The sequence below is a fragment of the Streptomyces sp. SDT5-1 genome (genome assembly GCF_052245995.1).
Taxonomy (GTDB): domain Bacteria; phylum Actinomycetota; class Actinomycetes; order Streptomycetales; family Streptomycetaceae; genus Streptomyces.
Map to the genome: position 1 here is coordinate 6,434,391 of NZ_CM125963.1, position 25,995 is coordinate 6,460,385.

The 25,995-nt window shown below is 73.4% G+C and carries 21 protein-coding genes; 11 read left to right on the top strand and 10 right to left on the bottom strand.

The genetic code is table 11. The annotated features are described in order from the left end of the window. Positions 1-44 precede the first annotated feature (44 nt). Entirely contained in the window at positions 45-626 is a 582-nt protein-coding gene (locus tag ACTWJ8_RS29540; RefSeq protein WP_443260726.1) for a DUF6069 family protein, read from the bottom strand. 231 nt (positions 627-857) lie between these two features. Between ACTWJ8_RS29540 and ACTWJ8_RS29545 the strand changes: the two genes are divergently transcribed. Together ACTWJ8_RS29545 and ACTWJ8_RS29550 are read left to right on the top strand one after the other, a co-directional pair. Beyond that, positions 858-2,147, top strand: a complete 1,290-nt coding sequence (locus ACTWJ8_RS29545) for a hypothetical protein (RefSeq protein WP_443260727.1) — start codon at positions 858-860, stop codon at positions 2,145-2,147. A 29-nt stretch (positions 2,148-2,176) separates the two neighbouring features. Beyond that, complete coding sequence (locus ACTWJ8_RS29550) at positions 2,177-3,163, top strand: DUF389 domain-containing protein (RefSeq protein ID WP_443260728.1); 987 nt, start codon at positions 2,177-2,179, stop codon at positions 3,161-3,163. Positions 3,164-3,478: 315 nt separating this feature from the next. Here the strand turns inward: ACTWJ8_RS29550 and ACTWJ8_RS29555 are convergent, their stop codons facing one another. Together ACTWJ8_RS29555 and ACTWJ8_RS29560 are read right to left on the bottom strand one after the other, a co-directional pair. Continuing rightward, entirely contained in the window at positions 3,479-5,098 is a 1,620-nt protein-coding gene (locus tag ACTWJ8_RS29555) for an acyl-CoA dehydrogenase family protein (protein WP_443260729.1), read from the bottom strand. 47 nt (positions 5,099-5,145) lie between these two features. Beyond that, a complete protein-coding gene (locus ACTWJ8_RS29560; RefSeq protein ID WP_356378844.1) occupies positions 5,146-5,757 on the bottom strand; it encodes a TetR/AcrR family transcriptional regulator in 612 nt (203 codons plus the stop codon). A gap of 74 nt (positions 5,758-5,831) precedes the next feature. Between ACTWJ8_RS29560 and ACTWJ8_RS29565 the strand changes: the two genes are divergently transcribed. The 5 genes from ACTWJ8_RS29565 to ACTWJ8_RS29585 all read left to right on the top strand — a co-directional run bounded on the left by ACTWJ8_RS29565 (position 5,832) and on the right by ACTWJ8_RS29585 (position 12,220). Beyond that, positions 5,832-7,355, top strand: a complete 1,524-nt coding sequence (locus ACTWJ8_RS29565) for a class I adenylate-forming enzyme family protein (RefSeq protein ID WP_443260730.1) — start codon at positions 5,832-5,834, stop codon at positions 7,353-7,355. A gap of 24 nt (positions 7,356-7,379) precedes the next feature. Continuing rightward, positions 7,380-7,982: a TetR/AcrR family transcriptional regulator gene (locus ACTWJ8_RS29570; protein WP_443260731.1), complete on the top strand. Its 603-nt coding sequence runs from the start codon at positions 7,380-7,382 to the stop codon at positions 7,980-7,982. A 120-nt stretch (positions 7,983-8,102) separates the two neighbouring features. Beyond that, positions 8,103-9,038: a TauD/TfdA dioxygenase family protein gene (locus ACTWJ8_RS29575; RefSeq protein WP_356378852.1), complete on the top strand. Its 936-nt coding sequence runs from the start codon at positions 8,103-8,105 to the stop codon at positions 9,036-9,038. Then, positions 9,035-10,321: an MFS transporter gene (locus tag ACTWJ8_RS29580; RefSeq protein WP_443260732.1), complete on the top strand. Its 1,287-nt coding sequence runs from the start codon at positions 9,035-9,037 to the stop codon at positions 10,319-10,321. Before ACTWJ8_RS29575 ends, ACTWJ8_RS29580 begins: the two co-directional genes overlap by 4 nt. Before the next feature lie 183 nt (positions 10,322-10,504). After that, positions 10,505-12,220 carry an aldehyde dehydrogenase family protein gene (locus ACTWJ8_RS29585; protein ID WP_443260733.1) on the top strand — a complete coding sequence of 572 codons (1,716 nt, stop codon included), beginning with the start codon at positions 10,505-10,507 and terminating at the stop codon, positions 12,218-12,220. A gap of 82 nt (positions 12,221-12,302) precedes the next feature. Here the strand turns inward: ACTWJ8_RS29585 and ACTWJ8_RS29590 are convergent, their stop codons facing one another. The 3 genes from ACTWJ8_RS29590 to ACTWJ8_RS29600 all read right to left on the bottom strand — a co-directional run bounded on the left by ACTWJ8_RS29590 (position 12,303) and on the right by ACTWJ8_RS29600 (position 15,113). Continuing rightward, on the bottom strand, positions 12,303-12,608 hold the full coding sequence (locus ACTWJ8_RS29590) for an SHOCT domain-containing protein (protein ID WP_443260734.1): 306 nt from the start codon (positions 12,606-12,608) through the stop codon (positions 12,303-12,305). Between the two features lie 31 nt (positions 12,609-12,639). Continuing rightward, on the bottom strand, positions 12,640-13,080 hold the full coding sequence (locus tag ACTWJ8_RS29595; protein ID WP_443260735.1) for a DUF6325 family protein: 441 nt from the start codon (positions 13,078-13,080) through the stop codon (positions 12,640-12,642). A 113-nt stretch (positions 13,081-13,193) separates the two neighbouring features. Further along, the gene (locus ACTWJ8_RS29600) at positions 13,194-15,113 is read right to left on the bottom strand and encodes an NAD-binding protein (RefSeq protein WP_356379687.1); all 1,920 of its coding nucleotides are present in this window, start codon (positions 15,111-15,113) and stop codon (positions 13,194-13,196) included. Positions 15,114-15,486: 373 nt separating this feature from the next. On the opposite strand from ACTWJ8_RS29600, the gene rsgA reads away from it, so the two are divergent. The 3 genes from rsgA (at position 15,487) to ACTWJ8_RS29615 (ending at position 18,761) form a co-directional block, all read left to right on the top strand. Then, the gene (gene rsgA / locus ACTWJ8_RS29605; protein WP_356378865.1) at positions 15,487-16,587 is read left to right on the top strand and encodes a ribosome small subunit-dependent GTPase A; all 1,101 of its coding nucleotides are present in this window, start codon (positions 15,487-15,489) and stop codon (positions 16,585-16,587) included. A gap of 270 nt (positions 16,588-16,857) precedes the next feature. After that, complete coding sequence (locus ACTWJ8_RS29610; RefSeq protein WP_443260736.1) at positions 16,858-18,243, top strand: DNA-3-methyladenine glycosylase 2 family protein; 1,386 nt, start codon at positions 16,858-16,860, stop codon at positions 18,241-18,243. Beyond that, positions 18,240-18,761 carry a methylated-DNA--[protein]-cysteine S-methyltransferase gene (locus tag ACTWJ8_RS29615; protein WP_443260737.1) on the top strand — a complete coding sequence of 174 codons (522 nt, stop codon included), beginning with the start codon at positions 18,240-18,242 and terminating at the stop codon, positions 18,759-18,761. Before ACTWJ8_RS29610 ends, ACTWJ8_RS29615 begins: the two co-directional genes overlap by 4 nt. Positions 18,762-18,793: 32 nt before the next feature. On the opposite strand, the gene ACTWJ8_RS29620 is transcribed toward ACTWJ8_RS29615, so the two are convergent. From ACTWJ8_RS29620 to ACTWJ8_RS29635, 4 genes are all read right to left on the bottom strand, one after another. Continuing rightward, positions 18,794-19,459 carry a 4'-phosphopantetheinyl transferase family protein gene (locus ACTWJ8_RS29620; protein WP_443260738.1) on the bottom strand — a complete coding sequence of 222 codons (666 nt, stop codon included), beginning with the start codon at positions 19,457-19,459 and terminating at the stop codon, positions 18,794-18,796. A 9-nt stretch (positions 19,460-19,468) separates the two neighbouring features. Further along, positions 19,469-20,128: a DedA family protein gene (locus ACTWJ8_RS29625; protein ID WP_443260739.1), complete on the bottom strand. Its 660-nt coding sequence runs from the start codon at positions 20,126-20,128 to the stop codon at positions 19,469-19,471. A gap of 80 nt (positions 20,129-20,208) precedes the next feature. Further along, on the bottom strand, positions 20,209-20,691 hold the full coding sequence (locus ACTWJ8_RS29630; protein ID WP_356378876.1) for a DUF456 domain-containing protein: 483 nt from the start codon (positions 20,689-20,691) through the stop codon (positions 20,209-20,211). Between the two features lie 79 nt (positions 20,692-20,770). After that, complete coding sequence (locus ACTWJ8_RS29635) at positions 20,771-21,751, bottom strand: helix-turn-helix transcriptional regulator (RefSeq protein WP_356378879.1); 981 nt, start codon at positions 21,749-21,751, stop codon at positions 20,771-20,773. Positions 21,752-21,943: 192 nt separating this feature from the next. Between ACTWJ8_RS29635 and ACTWJ8_RS29640 the strand changes: the two genes are divergently transcribed. Then, positions 21,944-25,696: a S8 family peptidase gene (locus ACTWJ8_RS29640; RefSeq protein ID WP_443260740.1), complete on the top strand. Its 3,753-nt coding sequence runs from the start codon at positions 21,944-21,946 to the stop codon at positions 25,694-25,696. Positions 25,697-25,995 lie beyond the last annotated feature (299 nt).

The window sequence follows — 25,995 nt, forward strand, 5'->3', positions numbered from 1 at the left end:
TACGTCGACGATAACGCGGCCCTTCCGCAGCGGGCCAGTGAATTTCAGTAGCGGCGCACCGCGCCCCGCGCCACCGAGGACAGCAGGGAGCCGATGGCGATGCCGATGACGAGATACACGCCCGCCGTGCCCAGCTTCGCCTGCCACGTCAGGCCCGTCGTGAACGGCAGCAGCACCATCACCGCCGTCGCGAGCCCGACGATCCACGCGAAGAACCGCTCGGGCCGGGGCGTCGCCACGATCAGCAGGTTGAGCAGCGCCGTCGCGACGAGCGCCGCCACCGCCGAGCCGGCCGCGAGCGTGCCCGTCGTCGCGTTGCCCATCAGGCCCGCGCCCTCGGGGGCGAACACCGGGACGCCCAGCACGCCGCGGACGAGGAGCAGCGCCACCACCGCGGTGAGCGCGGCGATCACGGCGGTCATCAGGCCGCCCGCCCACAGCTTTCCCGCGTCGAGCCGGGGGCCGGGCCGCTGTTCGTAGGAACGCTGCTCGTACGCGTTCGGGTCGTAGGAATTCTCGTAGGACTGCTGACCGTAAGGCTGCTCGTAGGACGGGTCGTAGGACTGCTGCCCATAGGACTGCCGGCCATAGGGCTGACGGCCGTAGGGCGAGTTCTGTTGTTCCACGATGAGGCTTTCCGATCGGGGTTTCCGGGGCGGCCTGCCAGGCCCTTTGCTGTCGGTGCAGTATCACCCGCCTTTTCCGGTCCCGCATTTCGGCCGAATTCACCGGAGCGGAAAGGGAATTCGTCGCCCGTGGTCACCCGTACGGCCGCGCCCGTGTCGCCCGACGGGGTTCCGCCGGTTCCCCTTGCTTTCACCACACGGCGCGCGCGGCGTGCCGAGAAGGAGGCGAAGGTGGCCCACGAATCGGTGCCGGCGGGACCCGACGAGGGGGCCGAACTCGCGCGGCTGCGGGAGCGGGTGGCCGAGCTGGAGGCCACGGGCGGGCGGCGAAGGCACCGGGGGAGATCCTTCCTCGCGGTCGTGCTCATCGTGATCGGCTGCGTCCTCGCGCCGCTCGGCATCGTCGCGTCCTGGGCGGCCGACGAGGTCGGCGACACCGACCGCTACGTCGCCACCGTCGGGCCGCTCGCCTCCGACCCCGACGTCCAGGACGCCGTCGCGAACCGGGCCACCGACGCGATCATGCGGCGGATCGACCTGCAATCCCTTCTCGCCGACGTCCCCGTCGACGACCGGCCGCTCGTGCAGCGGTCGCTGGGCAGGCTGGGTGACTCCCTCGAAGGCGCCGTCCGCAGCTTCGTCCGGGACAAGGCGCAGGCGTTCGTCTCCTCCGACGCCTTCGAGAACGTCTGGAAGCAGGCCAACCGCAAGGCCCACGGCGCCCTCGACAAGGCGCTCACCGGCAGCGGCGGCGGCGCCCTCGAGGTCGAGGGCGGCACGGTGACCCTCGACCTCGGGCCCGTCGTCGACCAGGTCAAGCAGCGGCTCGTCGACTCCGGGCTCGGCGTCGCCGCGAAGATCCCCGAGACGCACACCGAGTTCACGCTCGTCACGAACGAGAACATCGGCAAGGCCAGGACGTACGTGCGGCTGCTCCAGGTGATGGGCAACTGGCTGCCGGTGCTCGCGCTCGTCCTCGTCGCCGCCGGTGTGCTGATCTCCGTACGCCGCCGCAGGGCGCTCGTCGCGGCGGCGCTCGCGGTCGCCGTCTCCTGCGGAGTGCTCGGCATCGGCCTTCGGGTCTTCCGCGTGCTCTACCTCGACCGGCTGCCCGAGGGCGTATCGCCGGACGCGGCGGCCGCCGTCTACGACACGATGACGCACTTCCTCTTCACGATGGTCCGCATGGTGGTCGCGCTCGGGGTGGTGATCGCACTCGCGGCATGGCTGACCGGCCACGGGAAACGGGCGGCCCTGGTACGCGGCCTGTGGACCTCCGGGATCGACGCGACCCGCCGCACCGCGGACCGCGCAGGCTTCCGCACGGGTCCTGTGGGCCCCTTCGTGCGCACCCACCGCCGCTGGATCGTAGGAATCCTGGTCGTCGCCGCACTCATCGCCTACGTCCTGTGGCCGCACCCCACCGGCTGGGTGGTCGTCGCCATCACCCTGTGCCTCCTCTTCCTCCTGGCCGTGGTGGACTTCCTGTCGGAGCCGACCGACCGGAGTGCGGCGCCGTGAACACGGCGGACGCGGCGACGGTCCGCCGCATGACGGACACCCTCTTCATCGAACGCCCGCTGAAGAGCCCCAGCTCGACCCGGTTCTGGGGGCTGCTCGTGCTGGCGGCGGTGATCGCGGGCGCGGGAGTGGTGGGCGACTCCACGGCCACGGTCATCGGGGCGATGATCGTCGCGCCGCTGATGACGCCGATCCTCGGCAGCGCGCTCGCGCTGGTCCTCGCGGACCGGGCGCAGGTCGTCCGCTGCGTGCTGCTCGTGCTCGGCGGGGCGCTCGCGGTCGTGGCGATCGGGATGCTGCTCGGGTGGGTCGCGGCGCCGCCGGACGCCTTCGCGTCGAACTCGCAGGTGTCGTCCCGGATCAGCCCGCGCCTCATCGACCTGCTCGCGGCGCTGGCGACGGGGACGGTCGGGGCGTTCGCGCTGGTCCGCGCGGACATCTCGGACACGCTGCCGGGGGTGGCGATCGCGATCTCGCTGGTGCCGCCGCTGGCCGTGACGGGCCTGCTGATCACGGTCGGCCGCTACCACGACGCGTTCGAGTCCGGCCTCCTGTTCGCCACGAACGTCGCGGCGATCGTGGCGACCGGAACGGTCGTCTTCCTCGTCTACGGGGTGCGGGGCGCGGCGCGGGAATCCGGGCGGTACGTGGGGGAGTTCCACGGCCGTACGTTGGTGGCGGTGGGCGGGGTGCTGGTGCTGATCGCGGTGCCGCTGACCACCGGGACGGTGTCCGTGTGGCGGGACCGGGTGCTGGCGGCGGACGCGCGGCCGGTGGCGGAGGAGTGGGCGGCGGGCCGCAAGTGGGAGATCGCGTCGGTGGAGGCGCGGCAGGGCGTGGTGGTGATCGGCGTCCTCGGCCTCCCACCCCAACCGGCCCCCACGGCCCTCCGCGCGGCCCTCGACACCCACGGCATGTCCTCGGCGGACCTGGAACTCCACCTGGTCGGCGGCCGCACCCACTGGTGCGCCGCGGGCGAACCAACGTGCACGGTCCGGGGCTCAACCCGCGAGTGACGCCCTCCCGGGGAGCCGGGGGCGCCCCCGCCGCGGTGCCCAGCCTGCCCCGCTCTGGTACCCCGGAGCTACGCCACGATGCCCGCCCACCTCCCACCCACCCGCCCCCTCCGGGGCCTTCGGCCCCCGTGGGCGAGACACACGGGTGCGGCCCTCGGCTCCCCGCACGGAACCCGCTGCGCGGAGCGCCACCAAGGCCACCGCCCGCCACGCGCGGCGTTGTGGCCCGCGGCTCCGAGTGCGGAAAGCCGCTGGCGCTGAGCGGCACCGGCGGTGACGGCCGCCTCGTGGCCACTCGTCGACCGGCCGCTACGGCTACGCCGGCAGCCGCTCCAGGATTCCCTCGAAGTCCACCCCCACCGGCAGCGTGCCGAAGGCGAGGCCGTGGGAGGGGGTGAGGCGGGTGGTGCAGAAGGCGTCGGAGACGGCGGGTGGGGCGTGGCGGACGAGGAGGGAGGCCTGGAGGATCAGGGCGGCGCGTTCGATGAGGTGGCGGGCGCGGAGTTCGGCGTCGTCGGGGGAGGCCAGGTCGCGTTGCAGCGCGCGCCACGCCGTGTCCAGGCGGGAGTCCGCGCCGGATGCCGCCTCGACCTCGGCCCGGAACGCCTCGAGCGACTCCGGTTCGCGGGCCAGCGCGCGCAGCATGTCGAGCGCGTTGATGTTTCCTGAGCCCTCCCAGATGCCGTTCAGGGGCGCCTCGCGGTAGAGGCGCGGCATGCCGGACGCCTCGTCGTAGCCGTTGCCGCCGAGGCATTCGAGGGCCTCCGCCACCGCCGTCGGCTGCCGCTTGCACACCCAGTACTTGCCGACCGCCGTCGCGAGCCGCAGGAAGGCACGCTCGCCGCGGTCCGCCGCTCCCGCGAGCCGCAGGCCGAGCGTCGTCGCCGCCTCCGACTCGAGCGCCAGGTCCGCGAGGACGTTCCGCATCAGCGGCTGGTCGATGAGCTTCGCGCCGAAGACGGAGCGGTGGCGCGTGTGATGCGCCGCCTGGGCGAGGGACTCGCGGACGTGGGCCGCGGAGCCGAGGACGCAGTCGAGGCGCGTCATCGTCACCATGTCGATGATCGTGCGCACCCCCTTGCCCTCGTCGCCGACGAGCCACGCCACCGTGTCGTCGAACTCCGGCTCGCTGGACGCGTTCGAGCGGTTGCCGAGCTTGTCCTTGAGGCGCTGGATGCGGAAGGTGTTGCGGCTGCCGTCGGGCAGCACACGCGGGACCAGGAAGCACGAGAGGCCCCCGGGTGCCTGGGCCAGGACCAGGAACACGTCGTTCATCGGCGCCGACGTGAACCACTTGTGGCCGCGCAACCGCCACGACCCGTCCGCCTGCTCCACCGCCACGGTGGTGTTCGCGCGGACGTCCGTCCCGCCCTGCTTCTCCGTCATGCCCATCCCGGCGAGCAGCCCGCGCTTCCCCAACGGCGCCCGCAGCCCCGGGTCGTACTCGGTGCTGGTCAGCAACGGCTCGTAGGCCTTGGCGAGTTCGGGCGCGCGGCGCAGCGCGGGCACCACCGCGTACGTCATGGAGACCGGGCACATGTGGCCCTGCTCCAGCATCGTGGCGAGCATGAACGTGCCCGCGCGGGCGACGTGGGCACCGGGGCGCTCGTCCGCCCACGCGGAACCGGCCGCGCCCGCGGCGACCGTCGCGCGCATCAGGGAGTGGTACGAGGGGTGGAAGTCCACCTCGTCGATCCGGTTGCCGTACCGGTCGTGGGTGCGCAGCTCGGGCTCGTACCGGTTGGCCTGGTCGGCCCAGAGGCGGGCCTCCTCGCTTCCGACGTAGCGGCCGAAACGGTGCAGCTCGTCGATGTGCCACTCGGCGCCCTCCCGGCGGACGCCCTCCAGGAGCACCGGGTCGTCGGCCGCGTCGTGCCCGGTCAACGGCGGGGCCTGGTTGGTCACTTCATGCGTCACCGAGGGGTTCGAGTGCATGGGGCGGCTCCTTCAATGAGTCCGGTCGAACAACCGTTGAGTGCGGGTCACGCCGTCGGTGGCGCGCCCGCGCAGCGCAGTGCCATGGCGGTCAGTTCGGCGATCAACTCGCCGCCCGCCGCCTCGTCGTGAGCCGCCAGCGGGTCCGCGAGCACCTCGCCGATCGCGCCGGTGAGCGCGGCGGCGGTGATCTCGCCGTTCTGCCGCGGCAGCAGGCCCGCCGCCATGCCCTCGTGCACGACCTCGGCGAACAGCGTGTGGTAGCGGCGCCGGTAGTCGATGCGCTCGGCGCCCACCTTGGGGTCGGCGGGCGCGACGAGCAGCGCGTGGGCGAGGCCGCGGTTCTCCAGGGCGCGCCGGGCGAACACCTCGACGCCGCGCCGCAGGCGGAGCACGGGGTCGCCGTCTCCGTGCAGCACCTCCCCGATCACCGTCACCTCCCGGGCCGCCGCGCGCCGGAACACCTCGACCGCAAGCGCGGCCTTCGACGGAAAGTGCTGGTAGACGGAGCCGGCCGCGATCCCGGCTGCGTCGGCGACCGCCGTCACGGACGCCTGCGCCCAGCCGACCTCGGCGACGACGGAGGTGGCGCAGGCGACGAGGTGCTCGCGGGCTGCTTCGAGCCGGCGAATTTCGGCGGGGGTCTTGCGGTAGGCCATGCAAGCAGTGAACCATCATTCAGACTTTCCCGCCATGGTCGGTTTCCCACCGGCCAGGCCGTCAGGAGAACGTGATGCACCTCAGTGCCCTGCTGGACAGCGCCGTCCGCTCGGGCGGCACGAAGGAAGCCGTCGTCCACCGCGAACAGCGCTGGACCTACCGGGAGTTCGGCGCCGCCACCCGCCGCGCCGCCACCGTGCTGCACGACGCGGGCGTGCGGGCGGGCGACCGGCTCGCCGTGATGACGTACAACACGCCGGCCTTCCTCTTCGCCGCGTTCGGCGCCTGGCACCTGGGCGCGACCCTGGTGCCGGTCAACCACAAGCTCCAGACCGACGAGGTGGCCCGCCAGCTGGCGCACTGCGGGGCGCGCGTCGCGCTCGTCGACGCGGAGATCGGCGGGCGCGCCACCGCGGCCGACCCCGGCGTGCGCTGGCTGATCAGCCATCCCGACACCCCGGCGGAGGCGCTTCCCGCCGACTCCTTCGAGGCCCTCCTCGCCACCGTCGCCCCCTGGACCGGCGAGGCGGAAGGCCGCCCCGACACCGACGTCGCCGAGATCCTCTACACGTCCGGCACCTCGGGCACCCCCAAGGGCTGCGTCCACTCCCACCGCACGGCCGCGCTCACGGCCGCGTACTCCGCCGCGACGATGTCGATGCGCGCCGACGACCGCTTCCTGATCTGCATGCCGATCTGGCACGCGGCGCCCCTCAACAACATGACGCTCGGCACCCTCTTCGCGGGCGGCACGGTCGTGCTCCAGCGCGAGTACGAGCCCCGGGGCATGCTCGAGATCATCCAGCGCGAGCGCGTCACCGCTCTCTTCGGAGCGCCCATCGCCCTCATCGCCCCGACGCAGGCCGTCCCGGACTTCGCCGACTACGACGTGTCGTCCGTCCGCGCCTGGCTCTACGGCGCGGGCCCGCTCGACGCCGACACCGTGCGCCGCCTGATGAAGGCGTACGGCACCGAGAACTTCCAGCAGGTGTACGGGATGAGCGAGACCGGGCCCGCGGGCGCCTCGCTGCTCCCGGCCGAGCACGCCGACAAGGCGGGCGCGATCGGGCGCGGCGGCATGCCGGGCGTCGACCTGCGCGTCGTACGTCCCGACGGGAGCGACGCCGAGGCGGGCGAGAGCGGCGAGATCTGGCTGCGCACCGACACCCGGATGCTCGGCTACCTGGGCGACGAGGCCGCGACCGCCGAGGTGTTCGCGGGGGACTGGTACCGCAGCGGCGACCTCGGCCGGGTCGACGAGGACGGCTATGTCACGCTCGTCGACCGGATGAAGGACGTGATCATCACCGGCGGCGAGAACGTCGCCTCGCAGGAGGTCGAGGGCGCGTTGCGGGGCCACCCGGACGTGCTCGACGTCGCCGTCGTCGGCCGCCCGCACCCGCAGTGGGGCGAGACGGTGGTGGCGTACGTCGTGCCGCGCGAGGGCGCGGGGCTCGATCTCGCCGGGATGCGCGGATGGCTGGAGGAGCGGATCGCCCGGTACAAGGTGCCGCGCGAGCTGATCCTGCGCGACGCCCTGCCGCGCACGCCCTCGGGCAAGATCACCAAGCATGTGCTGCGGGCCGAACTGGCCTGAGGTGCCCCGCTGTAGGGTCTCGGCATGGCCGATGAGCAGGTACAGCAGGCGCGCAGGGGCCCCGGGCGGCCGCGTCAGGAGCACGTGACCCGGGCCGTCCTCGAGGCCGTCGTGGAGCTGGTGGCCGAGGAGGGCATGGGCGCGCTGACCATGGACGCCGTCGCGGCCCGCGCGGGCGTCAGCAAACCGGCCATGTACCGGCGCTGGCCGACCAAGCAGGACCTGATCATCGCCGCCGCCGAGTCCCGCGTCGGGGCGCTGACGGTGTCCGACATGGGGGACTTCAGGGCGGAGCTGCGCGCGGTCCTCATGGAGCGCGTGCGCGCCTACCGGCAGCCGGGCGTGGGCCGGCTGCTCGCGGGGGTGATCGCGGCGGCGGCAGAGGCGGGCGCAGGGCGCGAGGCGTTCCAGGCGTACGTGACGCGGGTGACCAGCGAGACGCGGCATCTGCTGGAGCGCGGCATCGCGCGCGGCGACGTGCGCCCCGACGTGCCGATCGTCGACGTCACGACCCTCATCGCCTCGTCGCTCGTGTTCCGGCTCGTCGCGGAGCAGCGGGTGCCGGAGAAGGAGCTGGTCGACTCGGTGGTGGACCTGATCGGCAGGGCGGTCGAGACCCGGGCCTGAGCGTCGGGCGGGCCCGCGTCGGGCCTCTCGAAATCCATGGCGTCAGAACCCTTGCCCCGCTGCGATCCAATATCGATACTGCCGGTTACGTAATAGCGTTCGCTGTTGGGAGGACCACCCATGCACGACGTCGCGACGGCCCCCGTCGAGAACCCCACGCCCGTACTGGACAAGCCCCTGATGCGCTACGGGCGGCGCACCCTCGACCGGCTCGCGCCGGGCGCGGAGCAGGTGGACTACCAGCTCTTCGAGGTCGACCCGCTCACCCCGCACTTCGGCGCCGTGCTCGGCGGCGTCGACCTCACGAAGCCGATCACCGACGAGCTCGCCGACGAACTCCGCGCGGCCCTCCTCGAATGGAAGGTGATCTTCTTCCGCGGCCAGACCGGCTTCACCCCCGAGAACCACCTGGCTCTCTCGGCCGTGTGGGGCGAGCCCGAGCCCAACCCGTTCTTCCCGAAGACCGGCACCGCGGGCCTGTCCCGGCTCGCCAAGGACGCCAAGGCCGCGGGCAACAAGAACATCTGGCACAGCGACCACTCGTTCATGGTCAACCCCTCGCTCGGCGCCGTGCTGCGCGCCGTCGAGGTGCCCGCCGCGGGCGGCGACACCATGTGGTGCGACATGGGCGCCGCCTACGACAACCTGCCCGACGACCTCAAGGAGCGGATCGAGAACCTCGTAGCGGTCCACGACTGGGAGGCCAGCTGGGGCGCGCTCATGAACGACGAGCAGAAGGCCGCCTTCCGCGCGAACTGGCCGCAGGTCGAGCACCCCGTCGTCGTCCGCCACCCGCGCACCGGCCGGAAGACCCTGTACGTGAACGAGCCGTTCACCCGGTACATCAAGGGCCTGTCCGAGGCGGAGAACCGCGAACTCCTCGACATCCTCGTGCTCCAGGCGCGCATCCCCGAGTTCCAGATCCGCTTCCACTGGGAGCCGGACTCCATCGCGATCTGGGACAACATCGCCGTCCAGCACTACGCGGTGAACGACTACTTCCCGGCCAAGCGCGTCATGGAGCGCATCGCCATCGCAGGGGTCCCGCTCTCGTGACCACCGCACCCGCCGTGCGCGGCACGGACGTCGGCCGGGACCCGCGGGGGAGCCGCCGCGCCTGGACGGTGACCGCGCTCCTCGTGGTCTTCATGATGGTCAACTTCGCGGACAAGTCCGTGCTCGGTCTCGCCGCCGACGAGATCCGCGCCGATCTGCACCTGAGCGCCACCGAGTTCGGGCTCGCCAACAGTGCGTTCTTCCTGCTGTTCTCCGTCGCCGCGATCGTGGTGGGGATGGCGGCGGACCGGGTGTCGCCGAAGCTGCTGCTCCTGGTGATGGCGGTGCTCTGGTCCGTGGCGCAGGTGCCCGCGGCCGTCGGCGGCGGACTCGCGGTCCTCATCGGCTCGCGGATCTTCCTCGGCGCCGCCGAGGGGCCGGCCTTCCCGGTCGCCCAACAGGCCACGCTCGCCTGGTTCCCGAACGACAGGCGGAACCTGCCGGGCGCCCTCATCACCATCGGCATCACGCTCGGCGTGATCGTCTCCTCGCCCGGCCTGTCCTGGGTGATCCAGCACCACGGCTGGCGCTCCGCGCTGTGGGTGCTCGCCGCGATCGGCGTCGTCTGGGCCCTGCTGTGGGCCGCGTTCGGCGCCGACAGCCCGCGGGCCCGCGCCGCGACGGGCCTCAAAGCGGACGACGGCGCGCCCCCGGCCCCGTACCGGAGGATCTTCGCCAGCCGTACGTGGATCGGCAGCACCCTCGCGTACTTCATGAGCTACTGGTCCGTCGCGCTGATGCTGGTGTGGATGCCGTCCTACCTGCGCAACGCGCTGGACTACTCGGCGGCCACCGCCGGGAGACTGGTCGTCCTGCCCTGGGCCGTCGGCGCCGTCGTGCTGCTCGGGCAGGCCGCGCTCACCGGCCGGCTCATGCGGCGCGGCGTCGGCAGCCGCAGGGCGCGCGGCCGGGTCGGCGGGTTCATGCTCGCGATCGGCGCCGTGTGCTGCCTGCTGGCGCCGTTCGTCGACTCCGTGCCCGCGCAGACCGTGCTCGTCTCCCTCGGCTTCGGCTTCAGCGGCTCCTACGCGACGGTGGCCGCGACCACCGTCGCCGAACTCGCCCCGGCGTCCCGGAGCGGCGGCGCCCTCGGGCTCATGAACGCGCTCGTCACCGTGTCGGGGCTGCTCGCGCCCGCCGTCGTCGGCGCACTCGTCGACGCCCAGGGCGACGCGGGCTACCAGCACGCCGTGCTCGTCACCGGGGCGCTCGTCGCGGTCGGCGCCGTGCTTGCCTTCGTCCTCATCGACCCCGAGCGCGACCGCGCCCGGTTGACCTCCTGACCGCCCGTCACTCAGGCTTGCCTTCGTCCTCATCGACCCCGAGCGCGACCGCGCCCGGTTGACCTCCTGACCGCCCGTCACTCAGCCTGCCCTTACCGGGGGTTACCCCGGATGGCATGATCGGGCGGCACACACCGCTGCACCATCCCCCCCCATCTCACCCGCGTTTCCAAGGAGTTGACCGTGAGCGCCGCAGCAGCACTCGACACCGCACCGATGGACCAGGCCGTCCACGACCTGCGCGAGCACGCGTCGTCCTGGACCGCGACCCCGCTCGCCGAGCGCATCGCCCTCCTGGAGCGGACGCTGCCGCGGATCGCCGATGGCGCCGCCGCGATGGTCGCCGACGCCGCGGCGGCCAAGGGCTACCCCGAGACCTCCGAGTGGGCCGCCGAGGACTGGATCACCGCGCCGTGGGCCCTCGCCCAGCCGATCCAGGCGTATCTGCACGTGCTGCGCCGCATCGCCGCGGGCAAGGAACCGGTCGCCCCCGGTTCGGTGCGCGAGCGCGACGGCCGCACCGTCGTCGACGTCTTCCCCATGCTCGCCTCCGACCGGCTGCTGCTCAACGGGTTCAGCGCCCAGGTGTGGACACTGCCCGGCACCACCCGCGAGCAGGTCCTGGCCCGCGCGGCGGGGGAGTACCGGGGACGCCCCGGCGAGCCGACCGTCGCGCTCGTCCTCGGCGCCGGAAACGTCGCCGCGATCACCCCGCTCGACATCCTCCAGAAGCTGTACGCGGAGGGCCAGGTCGTCCTCGCCAAGATGAACCCGGTCAACGCGTACCTGCGGCCCCACTTCGAGAAGGTCTTCGCCGAGTACGTCGACCGGGGCTGGGTCCGCTTCGTCGACGGCGGCGCCGCCGAGGGCGCCTACCTCACCCAGCACGAGGACATCGACACCATCCACGTCACCGGCAGCGAGCGCACCCACGACGCGATCGTGTGGGGCACCGACGAGAAGGCCGAGCAGCGCCGCGCGGCCGACACACCGCTCAACGACAAGCCGTTCACCAGCGAACTCGGCGGCGTCAGCCCCTGCATCGTGACGCCGGGACCGTGGAGCGACGCCGACTTCCGCTTCCAGGCCGAGCACATCGTGACCAGCAAGCTCAACAACTCCGGCCACAACTGCATCGCCACGCAGGTCCTCGTCGTGCCCCGCGAATGGGACGGCACCGAGAAGCTGCTCACCGAGATCCGGCGCGTGCTGCGCGAACTGCCGCCGCGGCCCGACTACTACCCGGGCGCCGCCGACCGCGTCGCCAAGGTGACCGACGCGCACCCCGCCGCCGAGCGACTCGGCATCGACGACTCCTGCCGCGTCCTCGTACCCGAGATCGAGGGCATGGACGACGTCCTGCTCACGGACGAGGTGTTCGCGAGCGCGCTCGGCGTGATCCGGCTGCCGGGCGCCGACGCGGCCCGCTTCCTGGCGGCGGCCACCGAGTTCGCCAACGACAAGCTGCCCGGCACCCTCGGCGCCACGCTGCTCGTGCATCCGAAGACCGAGCGCGCGCACGCCGCGGCGGTCAAGGACGCGATCGCCGCGCTGCGCTACGGCACGCTCGGCGTCAACGTCTGGTCGGCCTTCGGCTTCCTGCTCGGCTACACGCCGTGGGGCGCGTTCCCCGGCAACACCCGGCAGGACATCGGCAGCGGCGTCGGGTTCGTGCACAACGCGTTCATGCTGGAGGACATCGAGAAGACGGTGGTCCGCGCCCCGTTCGCGCCGTCCCCGCGCGGACTGTTCACGGGCTCCCCCTCGCTCTCCCCGCGTCCCCCGTTCTACGTGACGAACCGGACCGGCCTCACCACGATGAAGCGCCTCACGGCCTACACGACGGCCCCCTCTGCGGCGAAGCTCCCGGCCATCTTCGCGTCGGCCCTGCGCGGCTGACCCCACCACTCCGGCCGGTTCGTCGCGTGGGGGCGACGGGCCGGCCGGTGCCGTTCGGTTCGGGCATGGAGTGCAGGCGTTCTCAGCCGTTGAGGACGCGCGCCTTCTCGCGGGCGAACTCCTCGTCCGTGAGCAGCCCCTGCGCCTTCAGCTCGGCGAGCCCCTGGAGCTGGGCGACGCGGTCCGTGCCACCGCCCGCAGGGGGCGCCTGCGGGGCGGGCGCGGGCATCGGCGCCTGGTAGGGCGCCTCCGCCGCCATCTGGCGCTGCATGTCCCGCTCCGACATCCGCCGGTTCACCCCGCGCGACACCGCCGTGTGGGTGGCGGAGATCGCCGCGGTGCGGGCGATGGTGCCGAGGAGTCCGGGCCGTCCGAATCGTTGCGGCATGCTGACCGTCCCTTCGTGTGTGCCGTTGCCTTCAGGCCGTGGCGAGCGCCTCGATGGCCTCGTCGACGGTCTCCCGCGGGATCCGCTCGAGCATCAGCACCTGGCCGTTCGAGTCACGGACCGCCGCGCCGAACCGCGCGGCCCACGTGTTCTCCCAGGCCAGCACGAGCGCGGACGACTCGGGCGCCAGGCTGTCGGAGACCGACTTCAGGTCCTCGTCGCTGAGCAGGTCGAAGCGCACGTCGGCGACCTGCTGGAACAGCTCGGTCACCTCCGGGTCGCCGAGCTCGACGACGTCCACCGAGCCGTCCGCCGCCTTGCGGATGAAGCACAGGTCGAGGACGCGCACGGTGCCGTCCCTCTGGAGCTCCCGCAGCGCGGGCGCGATCTCGCCGTTGAACCGGTTGCCGTCGAAGGCGAGCACGGCGACGTCCACCGGACCGACGGTGTCGGCGTTGAGGCCACTGGACACGGGCGAGCCCCTTCCCTGGGTTCCGTATCAGCAAAGTGAATGAATGGCACAAAGCGGATGAAACGGATACTAGGGGGAGGTCGTCGGCGCAGCGACCGCTGGGAGGACAGGCCCTAGGGGCGGAGCACGTGCGTCGAGTACGTGGGCTGCGCGTCGAGCAATTCGGCCATGCCCTGCCGGGTGGCGGCGAGGACGACCCGGTCCGTGGGCCGCAGCACGTAGTCCGGCTGCATCTCCCACGTCAGGCCCGGCTGCCGCTCCCGCTCGTCCTCCTCCGGGTCGGCCGCCGCCTCCGCGCGCCGCACCTCCGGCAGCGTCGAGTCGACCGCGAGGACCCGCCAGCGCCCCGCCCGGAACGAGCCCGCGACCGTCCGCCCCTCCAGGTGCGGATGCCCCGCGACGTCCAGCTCCGCGAAGAGCAGCACCCGGCGCTCGACCGGGATCGCGCCCAGGATCTGCCGGCCCATCATCGCCCCGGCGAAGGCCGGCGCAGACAGGCTCGTGACGCTGCGGCTGCGGGTCAGCGCGAGCGGATGGGCGGCGCGCAGCGTGCGGTACACGGCGGTGGCGAACGCGTCGTCGTACAGGCGCAGGCTCACCTGGAGGTCGGGCTTGACCGAGCGGGCGTACAGCGCGGCCTCCAGATTCGTGGTGTCGAGGCTGGTCAGGGCGAGGAACGCGTGCGACCTGTGCACCTTGGCGGCCTCCAGCACCCCCTCGTCCCGTACGTCGCCGATCACCGTCGGCACCCGGAGCCTGCGGGCCAGCGGCACGCCACGGGCCTCCGGGTTCTCCTCCACGCACACCACCGGCACACCCATCTCGTGCAGCCGCGCGAGGACCCGGGTGCCGATCTTGCCGAGGCCGAGCAGCACGATGTGCCCCGACAGGCCGCGCGGCGGGCGGCGCAGCGCCGACGCCGAGCGGAACGTGCCGAGCGCCTCAAGAGCTGCCGCCATCAGGACGGGCAGCAGCAACAACCCGACGAAACCGGTGAGGAGCTGGATGATCTGCCGCGCCGCGGGCTCGCCGATCGCCGGCTCGTCGATGGCGAACAGGTCGAGCATCGTCAGATACCCGGCCCGCAGCGGACGCGACTCGGTCGTCGCCCATGTCGCGAGCGCCAGACCGAGCACGCACACCGCGAGCGTGGCGAGCGTCCAGCGCACCTGCCGGGAGAACAGGGAGCCGAGCGGCAGCGTGCGCGCGGCGAGGCGGCGCCGGGGCAGCGCCGGCTCCGACGGCGTCACGTTGTCGAGGACCACGCTGCCCCGGCCGACGGCCGCGCGGACGTCCGCGTCGTCCGGCAGCAGCAGCGGCTCCTCCTGCCCCGAGGTGTCCGAACCCTCCGTGTCCGACGGGTCGTTGTTCGACGACGAGAGGATCGCGAGCGTGCACAGACCGGGGTCCGCGGACCGGTCGCGGCCGCGCGGCCGGCGCTCCACCGCGCGCAGCAGCAGCCCGTCGGTCTGCACGACCTTGCTGGTGCCCGCCACGGCCGTCGCGGCGAGCGCGGGCGCCGCGGTGTCGGCGTCGGACAGGATGGTCGTGGAACTGTCGAGGCCCTCAGCGGCGAGCCCCGGCTGCGCCAACGCGGCCGCCTGGTCCAGGAGTTGGGCCAGGTGTTGGCCGAGCTTGCGGTCGAAGAGCCGGATGACGAGGCGCAGGCGCGGGTTGAGGCGACGGGCCGCGAGCGCGGCACGGATGTTGGTCTCGTCGTCGTCATGGACGAGGGCGAGCGCGTCCGCCCGTGCCACGCCCGCCTCCGTCAACGTCTCCTCGTTGAGCACCGCCGCCTCCAGGACGCGCGGCGCCTGCCCGGCGAGCGAGTCGTCGTCGGACGGCGCGAACCTGCCCATCGCGGCCTGCACCCGGCCGAGCAGCGCGGCGGCCCGCATCCGGCCGCCGCCCTCCCGCGCGGGCTCGTCCGCGGTGCGCGTCGCCGGTACGACGATGGTGACCTGGGCGCGGTACAGCTCGCGCAGTTCGGTGCCGAGCCGCTCGGCCAGGGCGTCGTCGCCGCAGACGACCATGTGCCGCGGCAGGGGCGTCTGTTGGGGCTCCGCGGACCGGTCGGGGCGGGGTGGCTGCTGGGGCTCGTGAGGCTGGTGGGGAAGTGACACCGTGTCATGGTGCGTGTTCGATGTGTGTGGCGTCCACCTGCTCCGGCGGGCGGTGAGTGAAAAACCGGTGGCGGAGCGATGAGGGCGGTGGCTATCGTCGTCGACGCAGGTGACCGCGAAGGATTGTGATCGAGGAGGTGTCGACCGATGGCTGTCGTTGAGATGGGCGCTGCCCGCATCCGGAAGTTCATCACGTCCACCTCCGTGGCCACCGGCTGACGCCACTTCCGCCGTCCTTCACCGCCGGGGCCACCCTTCGAAGGGTCACCCCTTGTCTTCTCCGTTGTCTTCTTCTTTCGCCGGTTCCGCCACTTCGCTTCTTCCCTACGGGTGGGACGAAGGCTGGGCCGCCGAGTTCGCCCCGTACGCCGAGCGCGGGCTCGTGCCGGGGCGCGTGCTGCGCGTCGACCGCGGGCAGTGCGACCTCGTCACCCCGTACGGGGTGGTGCGCGCCGACACCGAGTACGTCGTGCCGCGCGACCCCATGAAGGTCATCTGCACCGGGGACTGGGCCGCCGTCGACGCGGACGGCGCCGATCCCCGCTACGTACAGGCGTATCTGCCGCGCCGCACGGCGTTCGTGCGGTCCACGTCGTCCAAGCGGTCCGAGGGGCAGATCCTCGCCGCGAACGTCGACCACGCGATCATCGCCGTGTCGCTCGCGGTCGAGCTCGACCTCGGGCGGATCGAACGGTTCCTGGCGCTCGCGTGGGAATCCGGGGCGCAGCCGCTCGTCGTCCTCACCAAGGCCGACCTCGTGCCGGATCCGGTCGGCCTGTCCTACCTCGTGTCCGACGTCGAGACGACGGCGCCGGGCGTGCAGGTGCTGCCCGTCAGCGCGCTCGACGGGAGCGGTACGGAGGTGCTGCGGGCGGTCGTCGCCGGCGGGACGTCCGTGCTGCTCGGGCAGTCGGGCGCGGGGAAGTCGACGCTGGCCAACGCGTTGCTGGGGGACGACGTTATGGGCGTCAACGCCGTCCGTGACGTCGACGGCAAGGGGCGGCACACCACGACGACCCGGAACCTGTTCGCCCTGCCGGGCGGGGGCGTGCTCATCGATACGCCGGGGCTGCGGGGGGTCGGCCTGTACGACGCCGAGGGCGGGGTCGGGCAGGTGTTCGCGGAGATCGCGGAGCTGGCGGGGGAGTGCCGGTTCCACGACTGCGCGCACACCGTGGAGCCGGGGTGTGCGGTGCTCGCGGCGGTCGACGACGGGACGTTGCAGGTGCGGCGGCTCGAGAGCTACCGGAAGCTGCTGCGGGAGAACGAGCGGCTCGCGGCGCGGACGGATGCGAGGCTGCGGGCGGATCTGCGCAAGGTGTGGAAGCAGCGGGGGGCGGAGGGCCGTGCCGCCCTCCGCGCCAAGCGGGACGGCCTCCGCTAGGCCCTCCGGGCGGGACCGGATTCACCTGTCTGCACCGGGAGTGCGGGCCCTGCGGTCCTACGCCGCGGGGCTCTGCCCCGGACCCCGCTGCTCAATCGCCGCAGGGGCTTGAATTGCCTGCCTGCGCCGGCCCTCGGGCCCGTTGCCGCCGCCCAAGATCCCACCCACCCGCCCCCTCCGGTGCCGCGCAACAGGTGCTGTGGCCTCCCGGAGTGTGACGTCCGAATTCCGCTAGGGACCGGGCGCGGCCCGAGGGACACTGGGGGCGTGATGAGCGATGAAGAGACGCGGTACGAGGCCGTGCGGAGCCGGGACGCCCGGTTCGACGGGGAGTTCTTCTTCGCCGTCGAGACGACCGGGATCTACTGCCGGCCGAGCTGCCCCGCGGTCACCCCGAAGCGGCACAACGTCCGGTACTACCCCACTGCGGCGGCAGCCCAGGGCTCCGGCTTCCGCGCCTGCCGCCGCTGCCGCCCCGACGCCGCCCCCGGCTCGGCCGAGTGGAACGTCCGCGCGGACGTCGTGGGCCGCGCCATGCGCCTCATCGGCGACGGCATCGTCGACCGCGAGGGCGTCGGCGGCCTCGCCACCCGCCTCGGCTACAGCGCCCGCCAGGTCCAGCGCCAGCTCACCGCCGAACTGGGCGCGGGCCCCGTCGCCCTCGCCCGCGCCCAGCGCGCCCACACGGCGCGCGTCCTCCTCCAGACCACCCCGCTCCCGATCACGGAGATCGCCTTCGCGTCCGGTTTCGCGAGCGTGCGCCAGTTCAACGACACGATCCGCGAGGTCTACGCCCGCACCCCTTCGCAACTGCGCGCCGACGCCCCCGACCGCCGCCGGGCCGCCGCCCCCGCCACCGGCATACCGCTCCGCCTCGCCCACCGCGGCGCCTACCGGGCCGACGCCGTCTTCGACCTGCTGGAGCGGGAGGCGCTCGGCGGGGTGGAGGAAGTGATCGCGGGCCCGGCCGGCGCCCGGACCTTCCGGCGCGCCCTGCGGCTGCCGTACGGCACGGGCGTCGTCGACGTCGACGAGGCGGGCCACGAGCAGCCCGGTACGCAGGCCGAGCATCGCGGCGGCTGGCTCGACGCACGGCTCCACCTCACCGACCCCCGCGACCTCACCACCGCCGTAGGCCGCCTGCGCCGCCTGTTCGACCTGGACGCCGACCCGTACGCGATCGACGAGCGCCTCTCCCTCGACCCGCGGCTCGCCCCGCTGGTCGCCGCCCGGCCCGGTCTGCGCTCGCCGGGCGCCGCCGACCCCGACGAACTCGCCCTGCGCCTCGTCGCCGGGCCCGACGAGTCCGTCCGCCTCGTCGAGCGGTACGGCAAGCGGCTCGACGCGCCCAGCGGCACCGTCGACCGCCTGTTCCCCGCCCCGGCCGAACTGGCCGACGAACCCGGCACCCTCGGCGCGCTCGCCCGCGCCCTGCACACCGGCGCCCTCCGCCTCGACCCGGGCGCCGACCGCGACCACTCCGAAGCGGCGCTGCGCGCGCTGCCCGGCATGGATCCCCGTACCGCCGCCCTGATCCGCCTGCGCGCCCTGGGTGACCCGGACGTCGGCGTGCCCGGCGAACCCCCGACCGACGACGCGTGGCGCCCCTGGCGCTCGTACGCCCGTCAACACCTCATCGTAGAAGGACAGTTGTGAACATCAGCGCTGCCGGATCCGAAGCCCTCACCGATCCCCTCACCCACTACGCCGTCCTGGACAGTCCCGTCGGGGAGTTGCTCGTCGCGGGAGACGCGGGCGGGCGGATCACCTCCGTCTCCGTACCCGGGCAGAAGGGCGGCCGGGTCGTCGGGGACGGGTGGGTGCGGGATCCCGGGCGGTTCACCGAGGCCGCGCGGCAGTTCGCCGCCTACTTCGCCGGTGAACTCAAGGAGTTCGAGCTGGAGTTGAAGCCGGAGGGCACCGAGTTCCGGCGGCGCGTCTGGGACGCGCTCGACGACGTGCCGTACGGGGCCACCGTCACGTACGGGGAGATCGCCGCCCGGATCGGGGCCTCGCGGGCCGCCGTGCGGGCCGTCGGCGGCGCGATCGGCGCGAACCCGCTGCTCATCGTGCGGCCCTGCCACCGCGTGATCGGCGCCGACGGCTCCCTCACCGGCTACGCGGGCGGCCTGGAGCGCAAGGTGGAGCTGCTGACCCTCGAGGGCGCGCTCTGAGACCGGCCCGCCCGAGACGCCGGGACGTCGGCCTACGTGCCCGGCCCGAGCGCGACCGCCGCCGCGTAACCCTCGGGCACCGGCACGTCGTGCAGCGACCAGCCGTCCGGGGTGCCGGAGGACTCGGAGCGTACGCCGACGTAGTCGCGGTCCGTGCCGCGGGCGAGGCCCGTGCCGATGCCCTTCAGGTACGCCTCCTTGCGGACCCACGCGCGGGCCACCGCGAGCCGTCGCTCCCGCGCGTCGTCGAGTTCCGCGAGCTCGGCGCGCTCCCGCGGGTGCAGGGCCGCCGCGAGCTGCTCCGCGACCTCCGCCGACGGCAGCTCCTCCACGTCGGCGCCGACCGGCGCGGGCGCCAGCGCCACCAGGGCGAGGTCGCCGCTGTGCGAGAGCGAGAAGTGCGGGCCCGCCGCGTCCGCGAGCGCCGGGCGGCCGTGCGGGCCTCCGCAGCCGGGGCAGGGCAGCCGCGTGAACCGTACGTCGCCGGGGGCGCGGCCGAGCCGCTCGCCGAGGATGCCGCGCAGCGCCACGTGCGCGGCGACGTACCGCACCCGGTGCCGGTCGAAGTGGAAGGAGGCCGCTCGCCGTGTCTCGTCCGCGTCGAGTGTTCTCCGTTCGTTCGCGGGCGTGTCCCGTGTCGTGTCGATCAGCCACAGACGCATCGGGCCCGCGGCGGGCAGCTCCCTGACCCCGTTCACGCCTTCCCCTCAGCCGTTCCTGGACGCCGACTTCCGGCGGCCCCGCCAGCGCACCACCACGTACGCGACGAGCGCGGTCACCGCGACGCCGAGGACCACCTTGGACAGCACGCCGACGTAGCGTTCCACGAGGTCCCAGCGGTCGCCCAGCCAGTATCCGGCGAGGATCAGCGCCGCGTTCCACACCAGTGAACCGGCCGCCGTCAGGGCGAGGAACACCGGGAGCCGCATCCGCTCCACGCCCGCGGGGACCGAGATCAGGCTGCGGAAGATCGGCACCATCCGGCCGAGCAGCACCGCCTTCGTCCCGTGCCGCCCGAACCACGCCTCCGTGCGCTCCAGGTCCGCCACCTTCACCAGCGGAACCCGCTCCCACAGCGCGTACATCCGCTCCCGCCCGATCGCGCGGCCGACCCAGTACAGGACCGCCGCGCCCACCACCGAGCCGAGCGTCGTCCACACCAGGGCCGAGACCAGGGTGATCGAGCCGAGGCCCGCGGCGAAGCCGGTCAGCGGCAGCACGACCTCGCTGGGCAGCGGCGGGAACAGGTTCTCCAGCGCGATCAGGAGTCCGGCGCCGGGGCCGCCGAGCGCCCCGATGAGGTCGGCGGCCCACCCGGCCAGGCCGCCGGTGGGCTCGGCCGTGGCGGCCTGGGTCAGGGAATGCATACGAGGCGTGTCTCCAGCGTGGACGGTTCCCCGAATGGTAATGGTTCGGCAAAGTTCGCCGCTCAGCCGCCTCGGTGGCCTCAGCCCCAGATCACCGCGCCCAGCCAGGCCCCGACGATGAGCAGGCACGCGAACAGCTCCACCAGTACGTTCGAACCGCCCGCCCGCATCGCCGTCCGCGTCGACGCGAGCGCGTCCCCGTGACCGCCGAGCCGCAGCCGCTCCGACACGTAGATCCCCGCCATGAACCCCGGGATCGCCCCGATCACCGGCAGCACGCAGAACCCGACCACCGCGCCCGCGCCCGCCCAGATCTCCAGGCGCCGCGTCGCGCCCGCCTGCCGCAGCCGGCGCGGCGGCAGCTGCCAGCGCAGCACCTGGGAGGCGAGGAGCACGACGGTGGCGCCGACGAGGACACCCCACGCGAGGCCGTTCGGCTCCCGCAGCGCCCACACGGCGACGGCGGCCCACACGAGCCACGACCCGGGCACGCCCGGCACCAGCACCCCGCACAGGCCGAGCGCCAGCACGGCGCCGACCAGCAGGAGTTCCCACGCTCCCATGGGGACAGGGTCCCCCAGCCGCGACGAAAGCGCAGGTCATCGGAGTCCCAATGAGGTCACGGCGGGCTCGCCCGCGGGGTCAGCGCGCCACCCAGCCCCGCTCGTAGGCGTGCCAGCCGAGCTGGAGCCGCGTCGTCACGCCCGCCAGCTCCATCAGCCGCTTCACCCGCCGCTGCACCGTCCTGAGCCCCAGATCGAGCTGCTTGGCCACGCTCGCGTCGGTGAGCCCGGCGAGCAGCAGCGACAGGATCTCCAGGTCGAGCCCGTCCGGCGCCTCCGCCGCGACCTCCTCCACCTCGCCGCCCGCCCCGAGCCGCAGCGGCAGCGCCTGCCGCCACACCGCCTCGAACAGCCCGCTCAGCGTCTCCAGGAGGCCGCTCGCGTGCACCACGAGCGCCGCGGGCTCGGCGGCCTGCCGGGTCAGCGGCACCATCGCGAGCGCCCCGTCGGCGATCACCAGCTTCGTCGGGACCCGGTCCACGACCCGCACCTGCTCGTCCCTGCCGATCGCCGCCGTCAGCTCGCCGAGCCCCGCGGGCGTGGACAGCACCTCGCGCTCGATGACGACGCGGTAGCCGACGCCCCGCCTGACGGCCTGCTCCTCCGCGTCGTTCTCCGTCGCGGGCACCGCGATCGGCGTGCCGGTGACCAGCGCGCACACCTCTTCGGCCGCCCCGAGCTGGATCTGCAGAAACCGCTGCGCCGCTGCCGCCGCCCCGGTCACCACCTCGACCAGATCGTGCGCGGCCGGCTCGGTGGCCTGCGCCCGGAACTCCGCCGCGAGCCGGGCCGCCGCCAGCTCCGCCTCGTCCAGCTCGTGCCGCCGCTGGGTGAGCAGCGCGCCGAGCGCGACCCCGGGCGGCGCCGCCACCCAGCGGCCGGGGCGCGCCGACGACTGGGCGGCCAGCCCGTGCTGCTCCAGGCGGCGCAGCGCGTGCTCCGTCTCGTGCTCGGCGCGGGTCAGTCGCCGTGCCAGGTCGGGGACGTCCGCCGCGCCCACCGCGACGAGCGCGCGGTACGCCGCCTCGTGCCCCTCGTCCAGACCTATCGCGTGCAGCATGCGGCGATCCCCTCCCCGGTGAACCGTTCCAACACCCCCCCGTGGCGGGAAACAGCCACGGCACATTCCCGCCGCTCCCATCTTCCCCGCACCGGCCGCCACTCTGCCAATGTGGCGCCACCGCAGCATCAACACCCGCCGGGAATACGGCCTTTGGCCCGTATTCACCTGCGCTTCTACCTGGGGAGATCGATGCGCCCGATATCGCGTGCGGCCCTGGGCACGGCGACCGCCGTCGCCCTGGCCATCACCGCGGCCGTCCCGTCCGGGGCCGCGCAGGGGAGGGCCCCGGACGCCGGCAGGCCGCTCGTCGGCGGTGCCACGGCGGCCGAGGGGTCCGCGGCCACGGTCACGCTCGTCACCGGCGACCGCGTCGTCGTCACCACCGACGCGAAGGGCCGCGCCACCGCCACCGCGCTGCCCGCCGCCGACGGCAGCACCCCGCTGGTGCAGACCCGGCAGGTGGGCAAGGACCTGTACGTGTATCCGGACGGCGCGGCGAAGGCCCTCGCCGAAGGCCGCGTCGACGACGAACTCTTCAACGTCACCGGGCTCGTCCGGCAGGGCTACGACGACCAGCACAGCGCGACACTGCCGCTCATCGCCACGTACGACAAGAGCGTCGACGTCACCCGCGCCGCGCCCGCCACTCCGCGCGGCGCGAAGCGCGGCCCCGTCCTCGAACCCGTCGACGGCGTCGCGCTGAAGGCGGACAAGAAGCGGGCCGCGAACTTCTGGGCGGACGTGTCGAGCCCCCGCTCCCGCGCGGCGGGCGATCTCGAGAAGCTGTGGCTCGACGCCAAGGTGACCTCGCAGCTCGCCGAGTCGACGCGACAGGTGCACGCCGACCGGGCGTGGGCCGCGGGCTACGACGGCAAGGGCACCAAGGTCGCCGTCCTCGACACCGGCGCCGACGCCGAACACCCCGATCTCCAAGGCAGGATCGCCGAGTCGAAGAACTTCACCGACTCCGACAGCACCGACGACCGCACGGGCCACGGCACGCACACCTCGTCCACCGTCGGCGGCTCCGGAGCGGCGAGCGGCGGCAAGGAGAAGGGCGTCGCGCCCGGCACCACCCTGCTCAACGGCAAGGTCCTCGACGACTCGGGCTCCGGCGCCACGTCGTGGATCATCGCCGGCATGCAGTGGGCCGTCGACCAGAAGGCCGACGTGGTGTCCATGTCGCTCGGCAACCCGTCCGAGCTCGACTGCTCCGACCCCATGGCGCAGGCCACGCAGGAACTCGCCCGCTCCTCCAAGGACACCCTGTTCGTCGTCGCCGCCGGAAACTCCGGGCCCGCCCTCAACACGGTCTCCTCGCCCGGCTGCGTGCCCGAGGTGCTCACCGTCGGCGCCGTCGACAGCGACGACGAGACCGCGAGCTTCTCCAGCCGCAGCCCGGTGCGGCGCACGCACACGCTCAAGCCCGAGATCGCCGCGCCCGGCGTCGCAATCAAGGCGGCAGCGGCGGGTGGCCGCGGCGTGTACGCGTACCAGTCCATGAGCGGTACGTCGATGGCGACGCCGCACGTCGCGGGCGCCGCCGCCCTCGTCAAGCAGCGCCACCCCGACTGGGACGCCGCGCGGATCAAGCAGGCCCTCGTCGCGTCCGCCGACGCCGGCATCCCCGGCGACGTCCGCGAGACCGGCGGCGGACGGCTCGACGCGAAGGCCGCCGTCGACCAGACCGTCCTCGGCGCCGACGCCGTGCAGGGCGGCACCTTCGACTGGCCGCAGGACCGCGGCGACCGCGCCACCGTGCAGGTCCCGTACACCAACACCACCGGCAAGCCGGTGCGGCTGAGCCTCGCCGTCGACGGCGTCACCGGCAACGACGGCTCCGCCGTCAGGTCCGCCGTCGCCCGGCTCGGGGAGCGTACGGTCACGGTCCCGGCGGGCGGCACCGCCCGGGTCCCGCTGCACGTCGACCCGACGGCGTCGCTCAAGAAGGCCCAGTACGGCGACGTCACCGGGCGGATCCTCGCCACGGGGCCCGGCGGCACGCACCTCAGCACCCCGTTCTCCCTGTACGTGCAGCCGGAGACGGTCACCCTGCGGGTCAAGGTCGTCGACCGGAACGGCGATCCGGCCGCCGGGGGTTCCTCGCTCGACCTCGTCGGCACCGACGACGCGTCCGGCGAGCGGCGCGTCAACGACGGCGCCACCGACCAGACGTACCGGGTCAGGCCCGGCGCGTACGCCCTCACCGCGTTCGTCGCTTCACCGGAGACCGAGGGCACGCAGGTCGACTCGGCGACGTTCATGGGCCGTCCGCAGTTCGATGTCACCAAGGACACCACGGTCGTCCTCGACGCCCGCCGGGCGCACCGGCTGAGCGTCAGGACGGAGCGCGAGACCGAGATCCGCGGCGCGACGCTCGGGTTCGCCCGGACCTTCGGCGAGGACAACTGGCTGCACGCGGCGAGCGTCCAGGGCTCGCGCACCCTGCGCGGCTACTACGCCGACGTGCGGGGCTCGGTCCGCGACGGGGACTTCGAGTTCGACAGCTTCTGGCGCGCGGCGGCCCCGCAGATCAGCGCGTTCGGCGTGGTCGGCGGCCCCGCGCTGCACCCGGTGACCGGCTCCACGAACTCCGCGAACCTCGACGGCACGGGCTCGTCCGGGATCGTGTCGGCGGGCGCGGGAACGGCCGACGAACTGGCTGCGGCCAAGGGGAAGTTGGCGCTGGTGAAGCTGCCCGACGGCGGCTCCGCGAGCACGGTCGCGCAGGCCGCGGCGAAGGCGGGCGTCAAGGGGGTCGTGCTGTACCGGGAGGCCGCGGGCCGTTGGTATCCGGCGGTCGGCTTCGTCGGCGCGCCGCTCCCGATGCTCGCGCTGGAGACGGCGGAGGGCGAGGCGCTCGCCGCGCGGATCGCGGCGGGGCCCACGACGCTCCACTGGAAGGCGACGGCCAGGAGCCCGTACGTCTACACGCTGGCGTTCCCCGAGAAGGGGCAGATCCGGGGCGAGCGCACGTACAAGGTGGCGGACCGGGACCTCGCCGCCAACAAGGCGACGTACAAGGCGATGGGCGCCGCCACCGACTACATCGACCTGCTGTCGGTGACCCGCCCCAACGGACTGACCACGTCCTTCGGCGACCTCGCGCTCGTCGCGGCGCCGTCCACCCGCACGGAGCTGTACTCGCCGGGCAGCACCGGCTACGGCCATCAGGTGTCCAGCAGCTTCCCCTGGGGCGAGTTCATGATTGACCCCGTGCGCACGTACGAGAAGGGGGAGCGGCGGACCGAGGAATGGTACGGCGGGGCGATGGCGCCGACCGCGCCGCTCGACGACACCGGGAAGCAGGCGCTCGCCGCGGAACGCCAGGGGAATCTGATCGGGGTCGCGCCCGGGTTCTGGGGCGACGGTGAACACCTTGGCGTACAGGGCTCGTTCGGCGACATCGGCAGTGTCGAACTGAAGCGGAACGGGGAGTCGCTCGGCTCCAGCGGCTGGCCGTACGGCGTCTTCACGGTGCCGGCGGCGGACGCGGCGTACGAACTCACCCTCCGGACCATGAAGCTGAACGGCAGCAAGATCTGGCTGCGGTCGCCGGAGACGTCGACGACGTGGTCGTTCCGCTCGCACGAGGAGAAGGAGACGTACTCCCAGGGCATCCCCCTCCTGTTCCCGCGGATGACGCTGCCGGAGGACGACACGAAGACCCTCCCGGCAGGCCCAGGCCAGACGATCACCCTGACCGCGACGGGCCACGCGGGCTACGAGCCCGGCGCCCTCACGAAGGCCGCGCTCTCCTACTCGTACGACGGCGGGGACACCTGGACGGAGGCGAAGACCTCTCGGCGGAACGGGCGCTGGACGGCGACGGTCGACCACACCGACGCGTCCGGCGAGCCGGTCACCCTCAAGGTCCACCTCACCGACGCGAAGGGCAACGCGGTCACGCAGACGGTGGTCAGGGCGTACGACGTGCGTTAGTTCGGACGCTCACCCGATCCGGTCCGCCGGGCGGCCCTCCCGTGGGGGGTGGGGCCGTCCGGCGGGCCCATTCAGGTGGGGTTTTCCCGATGCCCCGTTTTCGTACGGCCCGTGCCGTGGACAATAAGGGCATGAGCCAGCAGGGGGAGAGGCGCACCGGTCCTTCGTCCCAAGAGGACGACTGGTGGGGGAAGTTGTACGACGACGAGTCCGCGTCCAAGGACACGGGCCCCACCCCCACCCCGGACACACTGGACGACCGCTTCACATCGGCGGACGAGGCAACGGGTGGGCCGGCC

What these genes read in the sequence shown, in the direction of transcription:
- ACTWJ8_RS29565 (WP_443260730.1), top strand. Translation starts at nt 5,832, where the DNA reads ATGCACCTCAGTGCCCTGCTGGACAGCGCCGTCCGCTCGGGCGGCACG.
- ACTWJ8_RS29575 (WP_356378852.1), top strand. Translation starts at nt 8,103, where the DNA reads ATGCACGACGTCGCGACGGCCCCCGTCGAGAACCCCACGCCCGTACTG.
- ACTWJ8_RS29590 (WP_443260734.1), bottom strand. Translation starts at nt 12,608, where the DNA reads ATGCCGCAACGATTCGGACGGCCCGGACTCCTCGGCACCATCGCCCGC.
- ACTWJ8_RS29635 (WP_356378879.1), bottom strand. Translation starts at nt 21,751, where the DNA reads ATGCTGCACGCGATAGGTCTGGACGAGGGGCACGAGGCGGCGTACCGC.
- ACTWJ8_RS29550 (WP_443260728.1), top strand. Translation starts at nt 2,177, where the DNA reads ATGACGGACACCCTCTTCATCGAACGCCCGCTGAAGAGCCCCAGCTCG.
- ACTWJ8_RS29640 (WP_443260740.1), top strand. Translation starts at nt 21,944, where the DNA reads ATGCGCCCGATATCGCGTGCGGCCCTGGGCACGGCGACCGCCGTCGCC.
- ACTWJ8_RS29600 (WP_356379687.1), bottom strand. Translation starts at nt 15,113, where the DNA reads ATGGTCGTCTGCGGCGACGACGCCCTGGCCGAGCGGCTCGGCACCGAA.
- ACTWJ8_RS29555 (WP_443260729.1), bottom strand. Translation starts at nt 5,098, where the DNA reads ATGCACTCGAACCCCTCGGTGACGCATGAAGTGACCAACCAGGCCCCG.
- ACTWJ8_RS29610 (WP_443260736.1), top strand. Translation starts at nt 16,858, where the DNA reads ATGAGCGATGAAGAGACGCGGTACGAGGCCGTGCGGAGCCGGGACGCC.
- ACTWJ8_RS29570 (WP_443260731.1), top strand. Translation starts at nt 7,380, where the DNA reads ATGGCCGATGAGCAGGTACAGCAGGCGCGCAGGGGCCCCGGGCGGCCG.
- ACTWJ8_RS29630 (WP_356378876.1), bottom strand. Translation starts at nt 20,691, where the DNA reads ATGGGAGCGTGGGAACTCCTGCTGGTCGGCGCCGTGCTGGCGCTCGGC.
- ACTWJ8_RS29560 (WP_356378844.1), bottom strand. Translation starts at nt 5,757, where the DNA reads ATGGCCTACCGCAAGACCCCCGCCGAAATTCGCCGGCTCGAAGCAGCC.
- ACTWJ8_RS29625 (WP_443260739.1), bottom strand. Translation starts at nt 20,128, where the DNA reads ATGCATTCCCTGACCCAGGCCGCCACGGCCGAGCCCACCGGCGGCCTG.